Raw genomic sequence first — 21283 nt, forward strand, 5'->3', positions numbered from 1 at the left:
TCCGCATGGTCTTCGCGCCGACCTGAGACCGCCCGGACGCGCGAACCTTTGCGACCGCGCCGAAACCCAGTATGCTAAAAGCTTCTTGACGCCCGGCTGACGCCGGGCGTCGCCGTTTTCAGACCTAGGCCTTGCGGACCCTCAGGGGTCCAGGCCAAACGAGAGGGCCCGAGCTCCATGGCCGACATCCTGATGCCCAAGGCCACCGCCGTCTGGCTGGTGGACAACAGCTCGCTGACCTTCGAGCAGGTAGCCGACTTCTGCGGCCTGCACCCGCTGGAAGTCACCGGCATCGCCGACGGCGAGGTGGCTCGCGACATCCGCGGCGCCGACCCCATCGGCAACGGCCAGCTTACCCGCGAAGAACTGGAGAAGGCCGAGAAGAACCCGGCCTACCTCATGGTCGCCCAGAAGAGCCGCCATGCCGAGATGCTGAAGCCGGCCAAGAAGAGCGGCGCGCGATACACCCCCGTCTCGCGCCGCCAGGATCGGCCGGACGCCATCTCCTGGTTCCTCCGCAACCACCCCGAGGTGACCGACGCCCAGATCGCCAGCCTGCTCGGCACCACCAAGTCCACGATAGACTCGGTGCGCACCCGCGCCCACTGGAATTCCTCGGCCATCAAGCCGGTGGACCCGGTCACGCTGGGCCTCGTCGGCCAGCTGGAACTGGACGAGGTGGTGCGCAAAGCCGCCGATAAGAAGGCGCGCGACGATGCGCGGAACGGCGTTGGCGTCGAGGACGGCCCCACGCTGAAGCCGGCGTCAGAGACGGCGGCGTAGGACTTGTCCCTCTCCCGCAAAAGAGAGGGAGTCTGATCAGTTCGGTCGGGGGCTCTTCAGTCCCTCGATCTCTTCCTTCAGCTTGAGCTTCTGCCGCTTCAGCTCATGAACGCGCAGCGAGTCTCCACTGGGACGGCGGTGTTCGTCCTCGATGGCCTTCTCCAGGGACTGGTGACGGGACCCAAGTTCGCGGATGCGCGCTTCGATGGCCATGTGGGACGGCTCCAAGGGTTTGTGACGGATCGATGAGGTCACAACCCCACAGTCCTGTCAGGTCACGTCGGCGTGAGGGCCGGCCGAGCTTTACCGCGGGCGCGCGTCTGCTAAATCCTGCGCCTGAGCGCCTTGCGATCGGGCGCCGGGTCAGAGCTCGAGCATGAACGATGACGGTCTGATCTCAGGCGCCGGCGGTCCACCTGTGCCTGAACCCGTCCTGCGGGCGCGGCTCGCCAGCTTTAAGGTGGAACACCAGGACCTCGACGCGGCGGTGTGCGCGCTGGAGGCCAAGCCGCGCTCGGACCAGATCCAGATCGCCCGGCTGAAGAAGAAGAAGCTACGCCTTCGCGACGAGATCGCCCGGCTGGAAGACCTGCTCCTGCCCGATATCATCGCCTGAGTCCGGTGGGAGTTGCTCAGATAACCTGAAAGTCGGCCTAATACTGAGCCGGATGCTCGGGGCCGCGCCGAAGTGCATCCTGCTTAAGGCATTGGGCTACCCAGGCGCAACGCCCCCTTGCGTACGAACATGGCAGCGTCCGCCTCGGCCACCCACTGCGCCGGCGTCAGGCCGCGCTCGTAGGTCCGCACGCCGGCCGAGATGCGGATCGCGATGGCGCGGCCCTCGAACACCACGGGCGCGCCCTCCAGCTCCGTGGTCAGCGAGGCCGCCTTGGCCATAGCCGCGCCGGCGTCCGCCTGGGCCAGCAGCACGGCGAACTCGTCGCCGCCGAGCCGGGCCACCACGTCGGACTCGCGTACATTGTCCAGCAGGCCCTGGGCGACCGCTTCCAGCATGGCGTCGCCCGCGGCGTGGCCGTACCGGTCGTTCACGGCCTTGAAGCCGTCGAGATCGAGATAGACCAGGGCGGCGGGCGCGCCGTAGCGGGCGCAGAAGGCGGCGGTGCGCTGCAGCTCGCGCAAAAAGGCCCTTCGGTTCAGCACAGGCGTCAGCGGGTCGCGGTCGGCGAGCTGCTCCACCTCCGCCAGCCGCCGCTTCAGCCGCTTGGCCTCGGCCAGCGCCGCGTCGCGCTCGGAAGCGAGGCGGGCGATCTCGGCGCGAAGCTCCTCCTCCGCGCTCATCGCCGCCGCTCCATCGCACCGCCATAGCTCACGATCGGTTGCGGGCGCAAACCGGGCGCCTATACTCCCCCGCCTTCAACCGCCTTGTGGACCAGAGACTTGGACGCGACGGACAGGCCGCCAGCCTATGGCCCTTCATCGGGCGAACCGCCCCGGGTGGCGATCATCATGGGCAGCCGTTCGGACTGGCCGACGCTCCGCCACGCCGCCGAGGCGCTTGAGGCGCTGGGCGTCGCCTGCGCCTGCAGGGTCGTCTCCGCCCACCGCACGCCCGAGCGGCTATACGCCTTCGCCAGGGGCGCGCAGGCTCAGGGCTTCAAGGTGGTGATCGCCGGCGCCGGCGGCGCGGCCCATCTGCCGGGCATGACCGCCTCGATGACCGAACTGCCGGTGATCGGCGTGCCCGTGCGCTCCGACGCCCTGAGCGGCTTGGACTCGCTGCTCTCCATCGTCCAGATGCCGGGCGGCGTGCCCGTGGCGACGATGGCCATCGGCAAGGCTGGTGCAACCAATGCAGGCCTGCTCGCCGCCCAGATCCTGGCGCTCGGAGACTTGGCGTTGGCGACCCGTCTCGCCGCCTACCGGGTCGCGCTGAGCGAGGCGGTGCAGGAAACGGTGGAGGACGCGGACGGCGTCATCAAGGCGACCGACCTCTGAGCCATCCCCCATCCTCCACGCCGCTCCCGCCGGGCGCGGCCATCGGCGTGCTCGGCGGCGGTCAGCTCGGGCGCATGCTGGCGCTCGCCGCCGCCCGGTTGGGCTTCGATACCGTGGTGCTGACGCCTGAGGCCGACTCGCCGGCCGGCCGCGTCGCCGCGCGCACGCTGGTCGCCGAGTACGAGGATGCGGACGCCCTGGCCGAACTCGCCGCCTGCACGGGCGTGGTCACCTTCGAGTTCGAGAACGTCCCCGCCCGCGCCGTGGCCGAGCTCCAGGCCCTGACCGCCCGCGTGGCGCCGGGACCGCTCGCGCTGGCCACCGCCCAGGATCGGGTGACCGAGAAGCGCTTCTTCCAGGCGCAGGGGATCGGCACGGCCGGCTTCTGCCCGGTGGACGGGCCGGCCGACATCGTGGCGCACCTGGAGCGGCTGGGCGCCCCGGCCCTGCTCAAGACCCGGCGCGAGGGCTATGACGGCAAGGGCCAGACCTGGGTCGAGGGAGCCCGTGATGCAGAGGCCGCCTTCGACCGCATCGGCCGCGCGCCGGCGATCCTGGAGGCGCGGGTCGCCTTCCGCCGCGAGCTGTCGGTGATTGCCGCGCGTGGCTGGAGCGGCGAGATCGCCGCCTATCCGCTCACAGAGAACCAGCACGAAGGCGGCGTGCTGCGCCGCTCCATCGCGCCGGCCCAGGCGGACGCGGCCACCCACGCAGCGGCGCTGAAGATCGCCCGTACGACGCTGGAGCGGCTGGACTATGTAGGCGTGGCCGGCATCGAGCTGTTCGAAACGGCCGAGGGCCTGCTGGTCAACGAGTTCGCTCCGCGGGTGCACAATTCCGGCCACTGGACGCTGGACGCCTGCGAAGTCGACCAGTTCGAGCAGCACGTACGCGCCGTCGCCGGCTGGTCGCTCGGCCCCACCACACCCTTCGCAGCGGCGCACATGCACAACCTGCTGGGCGAGGCGGCGGAGGACTGGGCGGCGCTCGCCTCCGACCCTGCCGCGCGGTTATGGCTGTACGGCAAGCGCGAGATCGAGCCGGGGCGCAAGATGGGGCACGTCACCCGGCTCTCGGCGCTTGGCTAATGCGGGCAATAAACGTTCCGCTTACCGCCGCCTCATCCGGAGCCTGTCGCAGGACAAGGCGTCACACCGCGGCGGGTACCTTGTCCTTCGACAGGCTCACGATGAGGTTGGATGGGGACGTGCGGAGCTGATCGACGCTGCCCAACTATGCCGCCTTCTTCTCCATAAACGGATAGTCCGTGTAGCCGTGCGCATCGCCGCCATACCAGGTCGCCTTGTCCTCCTCCGCCAGCGGCGCGCCGGTCTTCATCCGCGCCACCAGGTCGGGATTGGCGATGAAGGGGCGGCCGAAGGCGATCAGGTCGGCGGCCGCGCTCGCCCGGGCCCGCACCGCCAGGTCCAGGTCATAGCCGTTGTTGGCCATGTACAGGCCCTTGAAGGCGCGGCGCAGCAGCTGCAGGTCGAAGCCGCCCGCCACCTCGCGCGGACCCTGGGTCGCCCCCTCCACCACGTGCATGTAGGCGAGGTCGAACCGGTTGATCACCCGCACGGCCTCCTCGAACAGGGGTCTTGGATCGCTGTCGGCGATGTCGTTGGCCGGGCTGATGGGCGAAAAGCGAATGCCCACCCGGTCGGCCGACCAGGCCTTGACGGTGGCCGCCACCGCCTCGGCCAGGAAGCGGGTGCGGTTCTCGATAGAGCCGCCGTAGGCGTCGGTGCGCAGGTTGGTCTTGTCCTTGAGGAACTGGTCGATGAGGTAGCCATTAGCCGCGTGAACCTCCACGCCGTCGAAGCCGGCGCGGCGCGCGCATTTGGTGGCGTGGCGGTACTGGTCGACGACGCCGGCGATCTCGTCCAGTTCCAGGGCGCGCGGCGTCGCCAGGGGCTGGAAGCCCGTGTTGGTGAAGGCCTGGCCCTGCGGCTTCACCGCCGAGGGCGCCACCGGCAGGGCGCCGCCGGGCTGAAGCGAGGAATGGGAGATGCGGCCAACGTGCCAGAGCTGGCAGACGATCTTGCCGCCAGCCTGGTGCACCGCCTCGGTGACCAGCTTCCAGCCCTCCACCTGCTCGTCGGTGTAGATGCCAGGGGTATAGGCGTAGCCTCGGCCTTGGGCTGAGATGTTGGTCGCCTCGCTGACGATCAGGCCCGCTGTGGCGCGCTGGGCGTAGTATTGCGCATTCATCGGCCCCGGCACGCCGGCGTCGCCTTCGGTGCGCGAGCGGGTGAGCGGGGCCATGACGATGCGGTTGGCCAGCTGCAGCGGGCCGAGCTGGACAGGATCGAACAGATCGGTGGTGGAGAGATCGGGCATCAGGTGGTCCTCAGACAAGCGGGGCCTGGAACCGCGTCTGTGGCTGTCCGGTTCCTTGGCCCTCTCTCTGACGGGCTGTGCGCCTGAGCCGGGGCTCGACGTCATGGCCCTGGCCCGGAATGAGGCGAGCCTCTACAGCGCGCCTGAGAACCTGTTCGGCCGTCCAGAGGTTGGATGGGCGGTCTACGCGCCCAAGGTCGCTCAGACCGCGGGGGCGACCCGCAGTGCCGACACGGCCGCCTTCGCCCGGGCGGCGGCGCGCTGGCAGGGCGCGCACGGTCTTCCGGCCACGGGTGAGGTCGATGCGGCGACGTTGACGGCCATGAAGGGTGAGTGGCAGTCGGCGAGGCCCTTCGTGGCGCTGAGAGCCCGCGGCGTCTGCCCGGACGCGCCGCCTGCGGTGGCCCTGGCCACCCTGAGGCCCGAGGAGAGCGACGGAGGCCGCCCGCTCCTGCTCAGGCGCGGCGCGTTGGAGGCCTACCGGCGCATGGTCCGCTTCGGCCGGCGGACCGAGCCGGCTCTGAAGACGCGGCCGGACCTGCTGCGGGTCTTCTCCGCCTATCGCAGTCCGGCCAGGGACGCTGAGCGCTGCGCCGAGGAGCACAACTGCCAGGGCGTGGTGCGCGCGGCCTGCTCGGCCCATCGCACCGGACTGGCCTTGGACCTGGTGCTCGAAACCGCACCGGGTCTCGCTGTGGACAGCTCGGTGGACGCCAATCGGCTGGCGATGGCGCGAAGCTTCGCTTATCGCTGGCTGCTGGCCGACGCAGGACGCTTCGGCTTCGTCAATTACGGCTTCGAGCCATGGCACTGGGAGTGGACGGGCGAGCGGCCCTAGCCGAAGCGGATCAGCAAGGTCACCGGCCTACGGCCTTCGATCGCCATGCCCACCCCGAGGGAGAGCAGCGCGCCTAGGCTCCAGACATAATAGGCGGTGACGAACGTCCATGGGCCGAAGTCAGGGTCGAGGGCGGTCAGCACGTCGGTAAGGACCGCCAGCATTGAGCAGGCGGCCATCCACATCACCCAGGTACGCCTGCAGCTCACCGTCAGGAGTAGCAGCACGACCAGGAAGGCGCCGTCCAGCGCAGTGAGGATGGGCTGGGCGTGGTGGGCGGCGCTGCGGTTCTCGCCGATGGCGGACCCGACCCAGTTCAGGGCGTAGGCCACTGCGGTCACCCGTTCCGGCCACCGGCCCCCAAGCAAGGCCCAGGCGCAGACCAGGACCATCGCCAGCGTGGTGACTTGGGAGAAATGGGTGAGGAACATGGCGACGTGAAGTCCGGGAGGGCCGGGATGCAGCCCTCCCGAAGTCCATGTCCATCAGGCCACGCGGAGGCGCTGCGGCTCTTCCGGGCCGAGCGCCTGGGCGCCTGGCGGCTTGTCGACACCGCCCTGCATCTCGGCCTCGACCCCCATGCGCTTCTGCCAGCGGTCCAAGCGCCGGTGGGCCGCGATGATCCGGTCACGTACGATGGTCATCTCCGGCAGGGCGGCGGCGATCTCGTTCACCGCATCCTGGCCGACCAGGATCGACCAGTTGGCGTCCTGGCGGGTCTGGGTGACGGTGCCGAGCAGGCCTGCCATCCGCCCGAAGGCATCGTCCAGCGCGCGCTCGGTGGAGATCAGGGCTTCGGCCACACGGGTGGCCGCTTCGTTGCGTTCCAAGGTCTGCATCCTCTCAGGCGCCGGGCCGGGTGGGGCCGGGGCGCATCGGGTTGGCGACGCTCGCAGAGACTTGGGCCTGTGAGCCGGCCCGGAACCGATGAAGGGCGGACATCAGGTCGTAGGAGCCGATCAACGCGCCCGCCGCGAGCGCCAGGCCCGCTGCGATGACCACAACCCATCCTAGCCGTCGAGCAGGCTCGGGAGCCCATCCACGGACTGGGGCTGAGCCCCAAGGAGGATTGCCGTATTGATTATCTCCACCAGGAGCTCGTCGGGAGATAAACTCTCCGAGTCCTGCTTCAGCCGCTCCAGCAACCAGCACACCGCTCTCCTCTGCTGCGAGGTCTCGGCCAGGGTCTCCAGGGCGTCCCGGACTTCGGTCCAGGTGAACATCAGCAGGGGCTTGACCATGGATACGCTCGCTTCGACGAGACGATCCGTGCCCGGCCAGGGCGGTCTCGAACATGGGGGCGCGCTCCCCATGGGGATTATCCCCACCCCGGGTGAAGCCTTCCGCCGCAACGGTTCCACCCGAGGCGTGGCTCTCGGCCTCCGCGTCGAGCAGATGCCGCACCGCGGCCGCCCGATCGCCCACCTCAAGCTTGCGCACCGCCTCCTCGATGTGGCGGTCAACCGTCTTCGGTGCGATCTGAAGCTGGCGCCCGATCTCCTTGGAGGTCCAGTGGCGCGCCGCCAGGTCAAGGCACTGCCGCTGTCGCGCGGTCAGACGGTCCAGCAGGAAGGAGGCAGCGGGAGAGGTCATGTAGCCGTCCCTTTGTCGCCGTACGCTCAACGTAAAGCACGACAGATGCAACTCTTCTCGCGAGAGTTGAGTTTCCTTAATCATGCCACAGTTGCGCAATTTCGGGAGGCGGCGCTAGCTCCGGCGTCAAAAAAGCCGCAGGATCATGAGGCTAGCCGTGGTGGCTGGAGGCGGGATCGAACCGCCGACCTGAGGGTTATGAATCCTCCGCTCTAACCATCTGAGCTACCCAGCCGCTGACAGGCTCGTCCAAACAAGGGGCGGCCGGAGCGAGCGGGGGATATACGCAAACCTTCCGTAGGCCTCAAGCGGCTTCGCCGTCAGGCGAAGTCCTAAGCGGCGGCGGCGCCCGGCCGCCGAAACGGGGCTTCAGCCAGGACCGCTCGCCCGCTAAGAAGACGATCCATGACGGTCCTGCACCTGCTGGGCTCGCCCCGACACGGTGGGGCAGAGACCTTCTTCCTGGACCTGCTGGACGCCCTGCAGCGCGACGGATCGCCCCAGGCCGCCGCCATCCACGCCAACCCGGACAGGGAGCGCGCCCTCGCGGCCATGGGGGTGCCGGCCTACGTGCTGCCTTTCCAGCCGCCGTTCGACCTTGTCACCGGCCGGCGCATCAGGCGCCTCGCCAAGCGTCTCGACGCCCGCATCCTGGTGCAGTGGATGAACCGGGCCGGGCGAGTGGTCCCGCGTAGCGGTCCGTGGACCCGGATCGGCCGGCTCGGCGGCTATTACGATCTGAAGTACTATCGCGGGGCGGACTTCCTGGTCGGCAATACGCGTGACATCGTAGACTACATCGTACGTCAGGGCTGGCCCGCCGACCGGGTGAGCTACATCCCCAACTTCGCCGTGCCCAAGGACGATCCGCCCGCCTCCCGCACCGCGGAGACGACGCCGGAGGATGCGCCCCTGCTGTTGTGCATGGGCCGTCTGCACGCCGACAAGGCGCACGATGTCAGCCTGCGCGCTCTGGCCGAGCTGCCCGGCTGCTGGATGTGGATCGCTGGCGCAGGTGAGGACGAGCAAAAGCTGAAAGCCCTGGCCCGGCGGCTGGGCGTGACGGACCGTGTCCGCTTCCTGGGCTGGCGGCTGGACGCCTCGGCCCTTTACCGCGCCGCCGACATCTGCCTGTTCCCCTCCCGCTTCGAGCCGCTTGGCAATACGGTGATCCAGGCCTGGGCGCACCATCTACCCCTGGTGACCGCCGCCAGCGCCGGCCCCGGCGCCCTGGTGCGCGACGGAGAGGACGCCCTGCTTGTCCCCATCGACGACGCTCCGGCCCTAGCTGGCGCCGTCCGGCGGCTGCAGGCCGACCCGGCCCTGGGCGAGCGGCTGGCCGAGGCCGGCGCGGCGCGCATCACCGGCGAGTTCGCCCCTGCTCGGGTGGTCGCCCAGTGGCGCGAGCTGTTCGCCCGTTTCGGGAAGGGCTGAGCTGTGTGCGGCATAGCCGGCCTGCTCGGCGCGGGCGCGGACCGCGGGACAGTCACGCGCATGATCGCCGCGATCGCGCACCGCGGCCCCAACGGCGTCCGGCTGGAGGCTGGGGACGGCTACGCCTTCGGTCACGCGCGCCTGTCCATCATCGACCTGGAGTGCGGCTGGCAGCCCCTGCACGCCGCAGGCCTGGAGGTGATGGGCAACGGCGAAATCTACAACTATCTCGAGCTGAGCGGCGAGAACGGGCTAGCCGAGCGGCTCACGACGGGATCGGACTTCGAGCCGCTCCTGCACCTCTTCGCAGAACGAGGCATGGGAGCGGTCGGCGAGACGGTCCTGCCCGATCTCAGGGGCATGTACGCGCTCTGCCTGCGGAGTCGCGACCACCCCGCCCTGCTCGCCCGCGACCCCTTCGGCATCAAACCGCTGTACGTGCGCCGCACCCGCGGCCCCACGCTCGCTTTCGCCTCCGAGCCTCGCGCGCTTCTGCTGGACAGCCGGCCATCGGTCGCACCGGAGGCGGCGGAAGAACTCCTGGCCCTGAACTACGTGGTCGGACGCCGTTGCATCTTCCAAGGCGTCGAGCGGGTCGCTCCCGGGGAGGTGCTGGACGGGTCCGGCGGAGCCTTCGACCCCGTGGCGCTGCAGCCGGCCATCCATCGGCTTCGCCCGCCCGTCCCGATCGCGGAGGCCCAGGCGCTGCGCCGGCTGGACGCGGTGCTGGAGGACAGCGTGGCCGTGCACCAGCGCTCAGACGTCCCCTACGGCCTGTTCCTGTCAGGTGGCGTGGACAGCGCCGCGATCGCCACCCTGATGGCGCGGCTGAACACCCGCCGGGTGATCGCCTACACCTGCGGCTTCGACGCGCTAGGCGCCTCGGACGAACGGGGGGCGGCCGAGCGGGTGGCGCGCGCGCTCGACTTGGATTGGCGCGAGACCCGCTTCGGGGCCGAGGACTTTTGGCGCATCGCGCCGGAGGTCGCCTGGGCTTTAGACGACCCCACCACCGACTTCGCCACCTTGCCCACCTGGAAGCTTGCCGAGGCCGCCAAGGACAGCCTGACCGTGGTGCTCACCGGCGAAGGGGGCGACGAGCTGTTCGGCGGCTATGGCCGCTACCGCCGGGCGCTGCGTCCCCGCTGGCTCGGCGGCCGCCCGGCCGAGCCGCAGGTGCACGCGCCCTTCCTGAAGGGCGGCGGCGCTGCGGCGCTGCGGCGCTGGCGCGAAGCGACTCGGCCGCGGCGTGCGGACTTGACCCGCCTGCAGCAGGCCCAGGTGGCGGACATGGCGACCTGGCTGCCGGACGACCTGCTGCTCAAGCTCGACCGCTGCCTCATGGCGCACGGGCTGGAAGGCCGTACGCCGTTCCTGGACGCGGAGGTGGCGGCGTTCGCCCTGTTGCTGCCCGACCGACTGAAGGTGCGAGGCCGCCACGGCAAGTGGCTGTTGCGGCGGTGGCTGGCGCTGACCTGCCCGGCCGCCGACGCCTTCGGCCGCAAGAAGGGTTTCACCGTTCCCGTGGAGGCCTGGATCGCGCCGCGCGCCCGCGCACTCGGCCCCCGGGTGGCGGCGGTGGAGGGGGTCAGGGAGCTCTGCATGGCCGGGGCTGTCGAGGCGGCCTTCTGCGACGACGCCCAAAGCGGATCGCGCTGGCCGCTCCTGTTCTACGCGCTGTGGTGGACGATCCACATCGCCGGCGCGAGCCGAGGCGAGGCGGCGGAGGCCATTCTCGGGAGCGCCTGACACCGGGCGGTGTCGGGTGACAGCGCCGGCGCCTCGCCAGGCTGCGGTTCAGCCGCCGCCGAACACTGCCCGGGCCATGGCCTGTCGGACCGGTATCGTCTGGACGCCCGCCGAAGACAGGCGCGCCAGCGTGTAGTCGAGCATGGCCGGCGTGCAGCCGAACGGGCTTGGGCTCTCGCTCACGTCGTGGGTGAAGAAGATCACCCAGCCGGGCGCCGCCGCAGCTTGAACCACCGCCGCATCGATCTCGGCCGGCGCCCAGCGCCGGTGTTCCAGCGGCACGGCGCGGAGCTGGGCGAGATCGATCAGGCCCGCGTTCACACCCGAGCGGATGCCCCGGGCGGTGGCGAAGCGGGCGCCCATCTGCGCCTTAGCGCGAGGCGAGACCTCGCCATAGGGATAGGCGTAGCTGGACATGCCTCGGTCCAGCAAGGGCGCCAGCGCTTCGGCGTTGCGCTCGGCGTCCGCCGCCAGCGCCTTGGATCCCAGGGTGGGCGCCATCTGGTGGGCGTGGCTGTGGGCGCCGACCTCATGTCCGGCGGCGCTGAGCGCTCGCAGGTCGGCGGCGTTGTAATAGTCGAGCCCGTCCTCGGCGATCCCGCAGAACCGGCCGGCTGCGTAGTAGGTGGCGCGCGCGCGGTGGCGGGCGAGGATCGGGCCCCCGACGGTCCATGCGGACCTGGGGAAGTCGTCGAAGGTCATGCTCGCCACCGGGCGGGTGAGCTGGCAGCGGGCCAGCTTCACCGGCAGGTGGCGAGTGATGAAGCTGTTGGCGCGGTGCATCAGGCCCATGGCCGTGCTCCCCTCAGGCCGCGCGGGCGTGCTGGAGGACGTCCAAGCGCACGATGTCGCTCTCGGCGAAGGGACGGCCAAGCGGCCGGCGCCACCCCTCCGCTATGCGCGCAAAGCCCAGATCCTCCAGCAGGCGCACCGCGGCGCCGTTGCGCTCGGTGGCGTCGAAGCGGACGGCGAACTCGGAATGGCCGCGCGCCGCCAGCAGGCCGGCCATGTAGGCGAAGGCGGCGTGCTCCACGCGCTTCCGCTGCACCCGACAGCTCATGAAGAAGGCGACCAGTTCGCCTGCGGCAAGGTCCAGGTCGGCGAAGCCGATCAGGCCGTAGTCGCCCCAGGCGTCGGCGCAGCGTAGCGTCAGCCGGGCGCAGTGCGGGTCCGGCGCGACCAGAGCCTCCACCTCAGGCCGCGTGAACTTGGCGCCAGTGAAGTTCAGCTGGTTGGTGCGCTGGGACAACTCGTACACCCGCGTCAAATCCGCAGCCTCCAGCGCGCGTACGTCCAGCGTCAGGCGCGAGGCGCGGAGAAACGCCAGGTAGTCGCTGCCTGAGGCCTGCACCGCCAACCCCCGGGCGGCCTCCGCCTGATACAGGCTCCGTCGCCGCGCGGCCTCTGGCGTCTCCGGGTGGTCGAACCAGGGATGCTGAGTCAGGGCGGCGACTTCGGTGTGGGCCAGGGTACGCACGCGCGGATGGGCGGCGGCGACCTCCGCCCGCTCGAAGGGCTGGTCGTCGACGAAGACGAAGCTGTCCAGCCCGAGGTCGAGCGCCGCCGCGATCGTCGCCACCGACGCGCTCTTCGGACCCCAGCCCACCTGGGGGTGCAGGAAGTAGCCGTCCAGGCCGAAGCGGCGCAGCGCTGTCAACGCCTCGTTCGCGTCGTTCTTGCTGGCGATGGAGTGCAGCACACCGCGCGCATCCAGCGCCTTCAGGGCGGTGACCGCCTCGGGACGGGGCGTGACGCCCTCGGAGCCGTCTTCAGCCAGGGTGCCGGTCCAGAAGGTCTCGTCAAGGTCCCACACCAGCACCTTGGCCAGAGCAGGAGCCTGGCCATTGCCCGACCCGACTCCAAGCGCCGACGGTCCGACCACTGCGTCGGCCCGGTCATGAAAGGCGACGAAGTCGGCCAGCGCCAGGGTCACGTCGATCCCCTCAGCCTCGCCCACGGGCTCGACCTGCACCAGGAAGGGCTGGTCCAGTCGGATCGCAGCGGCGATCGCCCCAGCCGGAAGAACGTGGCGTCCATAGTCCGGGCCGAGCTGCAGATGCGCCTGCCAGGTCCCGCCCTCTGAAGCGGCGCCCCCATCCGTCCCACGGGCTTCCTGGAGGAAGGTGACGGTAAAGGCGTGGATGCGGCCGTCATTGGACCAGCCTTCCAGCACGAAGGCGTCCACCGCCAGCTCCGCCCGGCCGTGGGGCGCGCGCGCCTTGTTCCGGTTGAGCCGCCAGGTCGCGCTCCGCTTCAGCTGGAACGGGATCGGCGCCGCGGCCAGCCCGCGGGCCAGGCTCGCGTCGCGGCTCTCCCGGCGATCCGCAAGAGCGTAGGGGCGCAGGCGCGCCGTCCCCTGCCCCTCCAGCTTGCCCCACTTGCGGAAACGAATACGCATGAGGCTGTCGCCCGCGTCCTCGATCCCCGCCACGAAGCGACGGCAGTTCAGGTCCGGGCGAGGATCATAGAAGCTGCACGAGGCGTAGCAGACCGGGTAGGCGCACTCCGAACAGTGCTCGCCCCACACGATCTGGCTGCGCCCAGCCAGCGTCCGCCCGTCCAGCCGGTCCGCGATCCTGGATGGTTCGAGCGCGGCGGAGGTGGCGTACTCGCCGGCGACTGTCTCTTTCACGTTCCGCTCCGAGCGCGATCCTGCGATCCTGCCCTGAGCGGGCTTAAGGCCGGGTGTAGGCGCGTTCAGGTTAGAGCCTGGCGCGCCTCCTGCCGCCAGAACAGGATGGAGCCGATGGCCGCAACCGCCGTCAGGGCCGCCGCCGTCTCCAGCCCCACCAGCAGCCGCGATCCGCCTAGCACCGCCCAGCCTGCGCAGATCAGCGCCAGCAGGCTGAGCCCTGCCGCATGCCATAGCGAGAAGCGCAGCGACAGGGCGCGCCCGAACAGCCCGTCGCCGAGCAGTTAGAGCGCCGGTCCACCCAGCAGCACCCAAAGCGTGCCCGCGTCCGCCCGCGCCAGCGGATCATCCAGCACCCGCTCCTCGGCTATGGCCCACACGATCACCCCCTCCACGGTGGCCTCGCCCTCACGCGAACGCTGGAGGTCTGCGCGGCCGCCAGGCGCTTAGAAGGGCTCGATATGGCCGGTGCGCGAGTAGGCCAGGTAGCCGACGCTTGCGCCTGCCCGCAGGCCTAGGCCGGTACGCATGGGCGCCAGCACGATGTCGTTGGCGCTCTGGTAGTTCACCCCGATGCCGGCCACGAAATAGATCGAGCCCTCCACGCCTGGGAAGCGTTGGAAGATCGCCTCCGGGTACTGCAGATTATAGCACAGGGTGAAGACCCGGCTGGCGTTGCCGCCGAAGTCGAACCCCGCCGTCGGGCCCCGCCAGTACACCCGGATCGGCGGCCGGTGCTTCATGTAGAGCAGCCCCTTGCCGTATCGCAGCCCGAAGATGATCGCGCCGGAGCCCTCCTCGCCGGCGATATAGCCTGTGGGCTGGCCCTGGTCGCGGAACACGTGCTCCACCGCACCCCCGACCGTCTCGCTGGTCACCCCGAAGAAGTTGGAGACGTTATGGACGATCTCGTCCTGCTGGTAGGTCTCGGCCCGCGGCCCGGCGGGATACTGCGGTCCCACCTGGCCCACGGGCGCCATGGGCGGGGCGGGGCCGGTGGAGGCGCAGCCGGCGAGCACAGCGCCCGTACCGGTAAGCAGCAGATGGCGGCGGTCGATGGCCATGGCGGGGTCCTGGAGCTGGCGGAGGCGGTCCGCCGGACATCGGCGGCGTTATGGTTAACCGTCGGTGAACGGAGACCTAGACTAGCCGGACGAGATGCAGGCGGCGTCTGGAAGGCGCACGCCGTCCCGGCGAAAGGCGAAGCTCAGTCCGCCTTGGCGCCCTCTTCCGCCGCGACCACCCGCGAGACGGCGTTCACCACCGCCCCGATGCGGATCACGGCCTGGACCACGGTGTTGGCGACGCCGCGCTTGCGCAGCTCCTCCTCGTGGGCGTCCAGGCACATGCCGCAGCCGTTGATGGCCGACACCGCCATGCTCCACAGCTCGAAGTCGACCTTGTCCACGCCGGGATTGGCGATGACGTTCATCCGCAGCTTGGCCGGCAAGGTGGAGTACTCCCGGCTCTTCATGATGTGCAGCGTGCGGTAGTAGACGTTGTTCATGCCCATGATGGCCGCCGCAGCCTTGGCCGCGGTCGCCGCCTCTTCGGACAGGGGACAGCCGTCCATGATCTCGCGGATCACCTTGCCGGTCCCCACCGCGTAGGCGCAGGCGACGAAGGCGCCCCACTTCTGCTGCTCGTTCAGCACCGTCTCGTTCATCAGCGAGGACAGGTTGAGGCTCAGATCCTTGGCGTAGGCGGGCAGCGCGCCCCGCAGGCTGTCAATCGACATGAGGTTTCGGTTCCGGGGGATCAGGATGAAAAAAGGCCGGGAGCCCGAAGGCGCCCGGCCGATCTGTAAGGCTGTGGCGGGTCTTAGGCCGCCAGGGTCTCGCCGCCGACCTGGCGGTTGCAGGGGCACAGCTCGTCGGTCTGCAGCGCGTCGAGCACGCGCAGGGTGTCGGCGGGATTGCGGCCTACGTTCAGGTTGGTGACGTAGACGTGCTGGATGGTGTTGTCGGGGTCGACCACGAAGGTGGCGCGGAAGGCCACGCCCTCCTCCTCGTCCAAGACGCCCAGCTTGCCGGCGAACTTGCCCGACGGATCGGCAAAGGACCACATCGGCAGCTTGTCGAGATCGGGGTGGTTGCGGCGCCAGGCCAGCTTCACGTGCTCGTTGTCCACCGAGCCGCCCATGACGACCGCGTCGCGGTCCTCGAAGTCCTTGGCCAGGCGCGCGAACTCGGCGATCTCGGTCGGGCAGACGAAGGTGAAGTCCTTAGGGTAGAAGAAGATCACCTTCCACTTGCCTTCGAAGGACTCATGGGTGAGCTTCTCGAAGGCCGACTTGCCGTCCTCCTCATGGGCGTTGAAGCCGGGCTTGACGCCCGTGACCTTGAAGTGGGGGAGCTTTTCGCCGACGCCGAGCATGGGGTGATCCTTGGGGAGGAGGGAGGATGTTGCGACGCAGCGCCGCACCGGACCCAGGTAGGACATGCTTTGCTGCGGTGCAAATCGATTGTTTTTTGCAGCAAGCATAGGCTTGGCCTATGTGATGCTCACCATGCTACCCACCCTCCGCCAACTGCAGTACCTGAAGCTGCTGGCCGAGCACGGCTCGTTCAGCCGTGCGGCCGAAGCCGCCTTCGTCACCCAGCCGACGCTTTCCGCCGGCATCCAGGAGCTGGAGCGCAACCTGGGCGCGGCGGTTGTGGACCGGGCGCGCTCCGGCGTCATCCTGACCTCGGTGGGGGAGGAGGCGGTGCGCCGGGCGGAGGACGTACTGACCCGGGTGGAGGACCTTGTCCAGGCGGCCCGGAGCGCCGGCCAGCCCCTGGCGGGCCGTTTCCGACTCGGGGTGATCCCTACCATCGCCCCCTTCCTGCTGCCCAAGGCCCTGCCAGTGTTGCGCCGCCGTTTCCCCAAGCTGCGCCTATACCTGCGCGAGGACATGACGGCCAAGCTGGTGGCGGGGCTCAAGGCTGGCGCGCTGGACGCGGCGCTGATCGCCCTGCCGTACGACACGGCGGGGCTGGAGACGGCGCAGGTGCGTGACGACGAGCTGCTCGCGGCTTCCTCACGGGACCACCGCTTCGCTCATGGGGAGGCTGTGGAGCTCGACGACATGCAGGGCGAGGACGTGATCCTGCTGGAGGACGGCCACTGCCTGCGCGAGCATGCGCTGGCCGCCTGCAGCCTGGAGGCCCCGCGCAACACCCCCGATGGCGGCGGGTTCGCCGCCACCTCGCTGCACACCCTGGTGCAGATGGTGGGCTCGGGGCTGGGCGTCTCGCTGCTGCCGGCCATGGCGGTGGAGGCGGGGCTGGCGGACCAGGCCTCGGTGAGCGTGCGCCACCTGGGCGCCGACGCGCCGCACCGAGAAATCGCGGTCGCCTGGCGCAAGGGCTCCTCGCGGGAGAACGAGGCGCGCCTGCTGGCGGAGGCGCTGAGAGGCGTCTAACCGCTCCCCCAAGGGGGCGGGTAAGTCGGGCTGGAGACAGCCGAGCCCGACCAATTCCACCGGGGTCAGCTCTCCAGCATCACCGCCGACAGCAGCCGGCCGTAGTCGCCCTCGCCGCGGTGGACGGCGCGTCGGTTGGAGAAGAAGGCGTCTTCCTCCGCGCAGGTGTCATGGCCGGTCCAGGCCGCCTTGCTCACGCCGGCCCGCGCCAGACGGTCCAGCACGAAGCCCGGCAGGTCGAATTGGCGCTTGGCCGCCGTCGCGCCGGGCTTGAAGAAGCGTTCGGCCTCCGGCGCGCCGGCCATGAAGGCCTGCAGGAAGTCCTCGCCCACCTCATAGCTCTTCGGCCCGATGCAGGGGCCGACGACAGCGGTGATGCGGGCGGGCTCGGCGCCGAGCTCCACCATCTGCGCCACCGTCGCGGCCACGATCCCGCCGAGCGCGCCCCGCCAGCCGGCATGGGCGGAGGCCACCACCCGCGCCTGCGGGTCGGCAAACAGGATCGGCGCGCAGTCGGCCGACAACGCGCAGCAGACGAGGCCCGGCCTCGCCGTGGCTACGCCGTCCACCTCGTGGCGGCCGTCGCCCCAGGGCGTCTCGGCGATCACCGCGCGGGCGGAATGAACCTGGTGGCAGGCCAGCAGCCGCTCCACCGGCTGGCCGAAGTGGGCGGCGGCGCAGGCGCGGTTCTGCGCCACTGCGGCGGGCTCGTCGCGTGAGCCGCGGCCGACGTTGAGGCTGGCGTAGATGCCCTCCGACACCCCGCCCTGGCGGGTGAAGAAGGCATGGCGCACGCCCGGCAGGCGTTCCAGCAGGGGCGAGGTGACGACGGGAAGCGCTGTGGCGGTCGGGGTCATGGCGTCCCTTCCTGCGGCGTGAAGCCCGGCGGGGCCAGGCCTTGGGTGTGGATCGAGACGACCTTGAACAGCTCGCCCATCTGATCCGGTGCGGTCAGCCGGTGGAGCTGGCGGGCGATCACCTCCGCCTGGTCGGGCCGGCTGCGGGCCAGGGCTGCCGCGCGCGCCTCCACGCCCAGGCGGCGCAGGAAGGCGCGCTGGGAGGCGACGGGGCTGACCGCAGCGCCTTGGACCCTCGCGGCCTCGGCTAGGGCGGGAAAGTCGACGTGGACGGTCAGGTCCGCCACGCCAGCGCTGGCGAGCGGATCGACCCTGGCGTGGCGGGACAGGGCCTGCAGGGTGTCGCCGTAGCCGGTTTCGGCGCGGCCGTAGTCCACCACCAGGGCCGCGCCGCCGTCCTCGGCCACACGCGCGCCGATCTCGGCGGCGAGGGCCGCCTGAGCGGGCGATCGCTCGGCCACGGCGCCCTCGTAAGCGTCGGCCGGCAGATCCTCCGCTGCGCCGGAGGGCGGCGGCGAAAGGCCGAAAGCCAGTTCGCCTGCCGCACCCAGTCCGATCCGACGCTCCGCCCAGCCCCCGGGTGCACGGACGAACTGGCGGGTGGGCAGGCAGTCAAACACTTCGTTGGCCACCAGGATCAGCGGCGCGCCAGGCGGGAGCTCGGCCAGAGTGTCGGCGAAGCGCGGCCGGGCGTAGGCGAGCCGCTCGGCCTGTAGCGCGCGGAGCGGCCGGCTCGGCTCCACCAGCCATAGCTCGGCAGCGCCTAGCAGGCCGGGGACGTGGCGCAGCACGCGCAGCGCGTCGTCCATCAGCGTCCCGTCGCCAGGGCCGAGCTCCACCAGCTGCACGGGTGCGGGGCTCCCCATCTGCCGCCAGACCTCCGCCATCCAGGCGCCGACCAGCTCTCCGAACATCTGCGAGACCAGAGGCGCGGTGATGAAGTCGCCCCGCGGACCGAGGCTCGGGTGGTTGGCGTAGTAGCCATGGCGGAGGTCGTGCAGGCAGGCGGTCATGAACTCCGCCACCGTGAGCGGCCCGTCCATGGCGATGCGGCAGGCCAGCCAGGCCGGCGCGCCGCCGGACCCGTCCGCCGCGGCCGCGCTCAAGGCCGGTCGAGCGGTCCGGCGCCCGCGGCCTCGCTGGCGTCCACAGCCAAGCTCTGCATGGGATCGTGGCCGCCCTCCAGCGTGTCGAGCCCCGTATCCGGCGTCGCGGTCGCGCCAGCCGCCAGGGCGGAGGGTCGGCGCGCATAGGCGATCATGGCCAGGCCGACCAGCACCATGGGCACCGAAAGCATGATCCCCATGGTCAGGCCGAACGGGAAGTGGGGCATGTCGCGGTCGGGCTCGCGCACGTTCTCCAGCGTGATCCGCGCCAGGCCGTAGAAGGTCAGGAACAGCCCCGTCACCATGGCCCGCCTGGGCAGCAGCTTGGCCCCGTGCGTCGCCCAGCGAAGGATGCAGAACAGCACGAGCCCTTCCAGCCCGGCCTCGTAGAGTTGGCTGGGATGGCGCGGTTCGGGGCCGGCGCGCGGGAAGATGATGCCCCAGGGCGCCGTGGTCGGCCGGCCCCACAGCTCTCCGTTGATGAAGTTGGCGATGCGGCCGAAGAACAGGCCGATGGGCACGCAGGGCGCCGTCAGGTCGGCGATCCGCAGCAGGTCGATCCGGTTGGCGCGGGAGAAGAAGTAGAGCGCGATCACCACCCCGATCAGGCCGCCGTGGAAGCTCATGCCCCCGTGCCAGGCCTTGAACACCTCCAGCGGGTCGGTCCAGAGCACGTTGGTGTTGTAGAACAGGATCGAGCCCAGCCGGCCGCCGCCGACGATGCCGATGGCCACCCACAGCACCAGGTCGTCCACCTGTTTCTCGTCGGCGGTAGGCGCCATGCCGCGCCAGATGCGCGAGCTCTTCACCAGCAGCACCGCATAGCGCCAGCCGAGCAGGATGCCCGCCACATAGGCCAGCGCATACCAGCGGATGGCCAGCGGTCCGATCTGGAGCAGCACGGGATTGAAGTGCGGAAAGGGCAAGTTTCTGCTCCCGTCGAGGCCTTAAGGCCTAAGGTCTAGCAAAGCTTCGCGGCGTCGTCCCGCCCGGCCTTAGCGCGCCAGTTCGTACTGGGCGCTGAGGCTGGCGCTCACCGTCAGCTCGCCGGCGGCGATCGGGGTGGTGGCCTGCGCCATCGCCCGCTTGGCGAACACGATCCTGGGCGACCCGGCGTAGCCGCCGCCGTCCGACAAGCTGACCAGCCGCTGCAGGCGATAGCCGGTGGCCTGGGCGTACAGCTCGGCTTTCGCCTGAAGCGCCTTCACCGCGCGCCGCCGCGCCTCGTCCCCGGCGGCTTCGGCATCGGCGAGCTGAAAGCTGATCCCGTTCACCGTATTGGCGCCTGAGGAGACCAGAGCATCCACCACCGCGCCCACCCGCGCCAGGTCGTGCAGGCGAACGCTGACGGTGTTGGACGCCTCATAGCCGGTGAGCCGGCGCGGTCCCCTGCCCTCCGCGTCGGCGTACTGGGCCTGCAGGTTCAGCTGTGCAGTCTGCACGTCCTCGTCAGCCACGCCCTGGCCGCGCAGGGTCGAGACCATCGCCGTCATCCGTCTGCGCGCCTCGGCGAAGGCGGCCGCCGCGGTCGTCCCCTCGGCCTGGACCCCAAAGTCGATGACGGCGAGGTCCGGGCGCACGCGCACCTCTCCGTCGGCCGACAGGTTCAGCGTGGTGGCGGTGAACTCCGCCGTCCCCCGGTCCCCGGCCCAAGCGCCCGCAGGGACCGCCAGGCACAACAGGGCGGCGGCCGTCATCCACGCTTTCATGATCACCCCTCTTACAATCCTTGCCGCGGGTAGCCGTGATTTGCGGCCTAAATCAGAGCTTTCGCGCTGTTCGGCGGCTGCGGGAACGCCGAGCCTCCATGACTGTTGTGCTTGGGATACTTCAAGGATGGCGCGCCCCCTCCGTCGCCGCGCCACAGCTCGTGCAGGAGCCTCACTTGGCCCACAAAACCGTCGGTGAAGTCTTTGTCGAACGCCTCGAGGAATGGGGTGTGAAGACGATCTTCGGCTATCCAGGCGATGGCGTGAACGGAGTGCTGCGCGGGCTGGAGAAGGCTGGCGACAAGTTTGACTTCGTCCAGGTCCGCCACGAGGAGATGGCGGCGTTCATGGCCTCGGCCTATGCCAAGTTCTCCGGCGAGACGGGCGTGTGCCTCTCCACAGGCGGCCCCGGCGCCACCCACATGATCACCGGCCTGTACGACGCCAAGCTGGACCACCAGCCGGTGTTCGCCATCACCGGCCAGGCGGCCCGGTCGGTCCGCGGCGCCCACTACCAGCAGGAGATCAACCTCGATCGCATGTTCGCCGACGTGGCGGAATATGTGCAGGAGGCGGTCACGCCCCAGCAAGTGGCCATGATCGTGGACCGCGGCATGCGCTTCGCCAAGTCGCGCAACGGCGTGGCCATCGCCATCATGCCCAACGACCTGTCCGACAGCCCCTATGAGGAGCCGACGCGCGTCCACGGCTACACCCGCACCGGCCCGGGCTACCAGAAGCCCCACATCGTGCCGAAGGAGGCGGACCTCCGCCGCGCGGCGGAGGTGCTGAACGCCGGTAAGAAGGTGGCCATCCTGGTCGGCGCCGGTGCGCTGCACGCCACCGACGAGGTCATCGCCATCGCCGACAAGCTGAAGGC

Annotated in this window: 24 protein-coding genes, 1 tRNA gene and 2 pseudogenes; 9 read left to right on the forward strand and 18 right to left on the reverse strand. The window is 70.2% G+C overall.

Annotated features, from left to right (window positions below):
* Positions 1–177 precede the first annotated feature (177 nt).
* Positions 178–783 carry a cell cycle transcriptional regulator TrcR gene (locus HUV06_RS06400; protein ID WP_174300443.1) on the forward strand — a complete coding sequence of 202 codons (606 nt, stop codon included), beginning with the start codon at positions 178–180 and terminating at the stop codon, positions 781–783.
* A 36-nt stretch (positions 784–819) separates the two neighbouring features.
* On the opposite strand, the gene HUV06_RS06405 is transcribed toward HUV06_RS06400, so the two are convergent.
* Entirely contained in the window at positions 820–996 is a 177-nt protein-coding gene (locus HUV06_RS06405; protein WP_174300444.1) for a YdcH family protein, read from the reverse strand.
* 163 nt (positions 997–1159) lie between these two features.
* Here HUV06_RS06405 and HUV06_RS06410 point away from each other — a divergent pair, with 163 nt between their 5' ends.
* On the forward strand, positions 1160–1399 hold the full coding sequence (locus HUV06_RS06410; RefSeq protein WP_174300445.1) for a YdcH family protein: 240 nt from the start codon (positions 1160–1162) through the stop codon (positions 1397–1399).
* A gap of 83 nt (positions 1400–1482) precedes the next feature.
* On the opposite strand, the gene HUV06_RS06415 is transcribed toward HUV06_RS06410, so the two are convergent.
* On the reverse strand, positions 1483–2082 hold the full coding sequence (locus HUV06_RS06415; RefSeq protein WP_174300446.1) for a GGDEF domain-containing protein: 600 nt from the start codon (positions 2080–2082) through the stop codon (positions 1483–1485).
* A gap of 99 nt (positions 2083–2181) precedes the next feature.
* Here HUV06_RS06415 and purE point away from each other — a divergent pair, with 99 nt between their 5' ends.
* Together purE and HUV06_RS06425 are read left to right on the forward strand one after the other, a co-directional pair.
* Complete coding sequence (gene purE, locus HUV06_RS06420) at positions 2182–2739, forward strand: 5-(carboxyamino)imidazole ribonucleotide mutase (RefSeq protein WP_256430025.1); 558 nt, start codon at positions 2182–2184, stop codon at positions 2737–2739.
* A complete protein-coding gene (locus HUV06_RS06425) occupies positions 2736–3827 on the forward strand; it encodes a 5-(carboxyamino)imidazole ribonucleotide synthase (protein ID WP_174300464.1) in 1092 nt (363 codons plus the stop codon). The genes purE and HUV06_RS06425 overlap by 4 nt, the downstream gene beginning before the upstream one ends.
* A 145-nt stretch (positions 3828–3972) precedes the next feature.
* Here HUV06_RS06425 and HUV06_RS06430 read toward each other — a convergent pair whose 3' ends face one another.
* Positions 3973–5079, reverse strand: coding sequence for an alkene reductase (locus HUV06_RS06430; RefSeq protein WP_174300447.1), 1107 nt, complete (start codon positions 5077–5079; stop codon positions 3973–3975).
* 55 nt (positions 5080–5134) lie between these two features.
* On the opposite strand from HUV06_RS06430, the gene HUV06_RS06435 reads away from it, so the two are divergent.
* On the forward strand, positions 5135–5917 hold the full coding sequence (locus HUV06_RS06435) for a M15 family metallopeptidase (protein ID WP_174300448.1): 783 nt from the start codon (positions 5135–5137) through the stop codon (positions 5915–5917).
* On the opposite strand, the gene HUV06_RS06440 is transcribed toward HUV06_RS06435, so the two are convergent.
* From HUV06_RS06440 to HUV06_RS06455, 6 genes and pseudogenes are all read right to left on the reverse strand, one after another.
* Positions 5914–6348, reverse strand: coding sequence for a hypothetical protein (locus HUV06_RS06440; RefSeq protein ID WP_174300449.1), 435 nt, complete (start codon positions 6346–6348; stop codon positions 5914–5916). The two genes, HUV06_RS06435 and HUV06_RS06440, sit on opposite strands and share 4 nt — an antisense overlap.
* A gap of 54 nt (positions 6349–6402) precedes the next feature.
* Positions 6403–6747, reverse strand: coding sequence for a hypothetical protein (locus tag HUV06_RS06445; RefSeq protein WP_174300450.1), 345 nt, complete (start codon positions 6745–6747; stop codon positions 6403–6405).
* Positions 6748–6760: 13 nt separating this feature from the next.
* A complete protein-coding gene (locus tag HUV06_RS16225) occupies positions 6761–6919 on the reverse strand; it encodes a hypothetical protein (RefSeq protein WP_254600913.1) in 159 nt (52 codons plus the stop codon).
* Positions 6920–6927: 8 nt separating this feature from the next.
* Positions 6928–7158 (reverse strand): hypothetical protein, encoded by a 231-nt coding sequence (locus HUV06_RS16230; RefSeq protein ID WP_254600914.1) that lies wholly within the window; start codon positions 7156–7158, stop codon positions 6928–6930.
* A 166-nt stretch (positions 7159–7324) separates the two neighbouring features.
* Positions 7325–7594, reverse strand: a pseudogene (locus HUV06_RS16625) (helix-turn-helix transcriptional regulator); the annotation flags it as partial.
* A gap of 74 nt (positions 7595–7668) precedes the next feature.
* A tRNA-Met gene (locus tag HUV06_RS06455) sits at positions 7669–7745 on the reverse strand.
* A gap of 170 nt (positions 7746–7915) precedes the next feature.
* On the opposite strand from HUV06_RS06455, the gene HUV06_RS06460 reads away from it, so the two are divergent.
* A complete protein-coding gene (locus HUV06_RS06460) occupies positions 7916–8944 on the forward strand; it encodes a glycosyltransferase (protein ID WP_174300452.1) in 1029 nt (342 codons plus the stop codon).
* A gap of 3 nt (positions 8945–8947) precedes the next feature.
* The gene (gene asnB, locus HUV06_RS06465; protein ID WP_174300453.1) at positions 8948–10693 is read left to right on the forward strand and encodes an asparagine synthase (glutamine-hydrolyzing); all 1746 of its coding nucleotides are present in this window, start codon (positions 8948–8950) and stop codon (positions 10691–10693) included.
* Between the two features lie 48 nt (positions 10694–10741).
* Here the strand turns inward: asnB and HUV06_RS06470 are convergent, their stop codons facing one another.
* From HUV06_RS06470 to HUV06_RS06490, 5 genes are all read right to left on the reverse strand, one after another.
* Positions 10742–11485, reverse strand: coding sequence for a polysaccharide deacetylase family protein (locus tag HUV06_RS06470; RefSeq protein ID WP_174300454.1), 744 nt, complete (start codon positions 11483–11485; stop codon positions 10742–10744).
* A 13-nt stretch (positions 11486–11498) separates the two neighbouring features.
* On the reverse strand, positions 11499–13325 hold the full coding sequence (locus HUV06_RS06475) for an HAD-IIIC family phosphatase (protein ID WP_174300455.1): 1827 nt from the start codon (positions 13323–13325) through the stop codon (positions 11499–11501).
* Between the two features lie 446 nt (positions 13326–13771).
* A complete protein-coding gene (locus HUV06_RS06480) occupies positions 13772–14383 on the reverse strand; it encodes a DUF1134 domain-containing protein (protein WP_254600921.1) in 612 nt (203 codons plus the stop codon).
* A gap of 149 nt (positions 14384–14532) precedes the next feature.
* Positions 14533–15063 (reverse strand): carboxymuconolactone decarboxylase family protein, encoded by a 531-nt coding sequence (locus tag HUV06_RS06485; protein WP_174300457.1) that lies wholly within the window; start codon positions 15061–15063, stop codon positions 14533–14535.
* A gap of 83 nt (positions 15064–15146) precedes the next feature.
* Positions 15147–15701: a peroxiredoxin gene (locus tag HUV06_RS06490; protein WP_174300458.1), complete on the reverse strand. Its 555-nt coding sequence runs from the start codon at positions 15699–15701 to the stop codon at positions 15147–15149.
* Between the two features lie 133 nt (positions 15702–15834).
* Between HUV06_RS06490 and HUV06_RS06495 the strand changes: the two genes are divergently transcribed.
* Positions 15835–16731, forward strand: a complete 897-nt coding sequence (locus HUV06_RS06495) for a hydrogen peroxide-inducible genes activator (RefSeq protein WP_174300459.1) — start codon at positions 15835–15837, stop codon at positions 16729–16731.
* 65 nt (positions 16732–16796) lie between these two features.
* Here the strand turns inward: HUV06_RS06495 and pgeF are convergent, their stop codons facing one another.
* The 4 genes and pseudogenes from pgeF to HUV06_RS06515 all read right to left on the reverse strand — a co-directional run bounded on the left by pgeF (position 16797) and on the right by HUV06_RS06515 (position 20403).
* Entirely contained in the window at positions 16797–17588 is a 792-nt protein-coding gene (pgeF, locus tag HUV06_RS06500; protein WP_174300460.1) for a peptidoglycan editing factor PgeF, read from the reverse strand.
* Entirely contained in the window at positions 17585–18631 is a 1047-nt protein-coding gene (locus HUV06_RS06505) for a class I SAM-dependent methyltransferase (protein ID WP_174300465.1), read from the reverse strand. Before HUV06_RS06505 ends, pgeF begins: the two co-directional genes overlap by 4 nt.
* Before the next feature lie 197 nt (positions 18632–18828).
* Positions 18829–19620 (reverse strand): annotated as a pseudogene (lgt, locus tag HUV06_RS06510) (prolipoprotein diacylglyceryl transferase); the annotation flags it as partial.
* A gap of 69 nt (positions 19621–19689) precedes the next feature.
* Positions 19690–20403, reverse strand: coding sequence for an SIMPL domain-containing protein (locus tag HUV06_RS06515; protein WP_174300462.1), 714 nt, complete (start codon positions 20401–20403; stop codon positions 19690–19692).
* A gap of 176 nt (positions 20404–20579) precedes the next feature.
* Between HUV06_RS06515 and HUV06_RS06520 the strand changes: the two genes are divergently transcribed.
* On the forward strand, positions 20580–21283 hold a 704-nt coding region (locus HUV06_RS06520), incomplete at its 3' end, for a thiamine pyrophosphate-binding protein (RefSeq protein ID WP_254600916.1).

Source organism: Caulobacter sp. S45, assembly GCF_903642205.1.
Lineage (GTDB): Bacteria > Pseudomonadota > Alphaproteobacteria > Caulobacterales > Caulobacteraceae > CAHJWH01.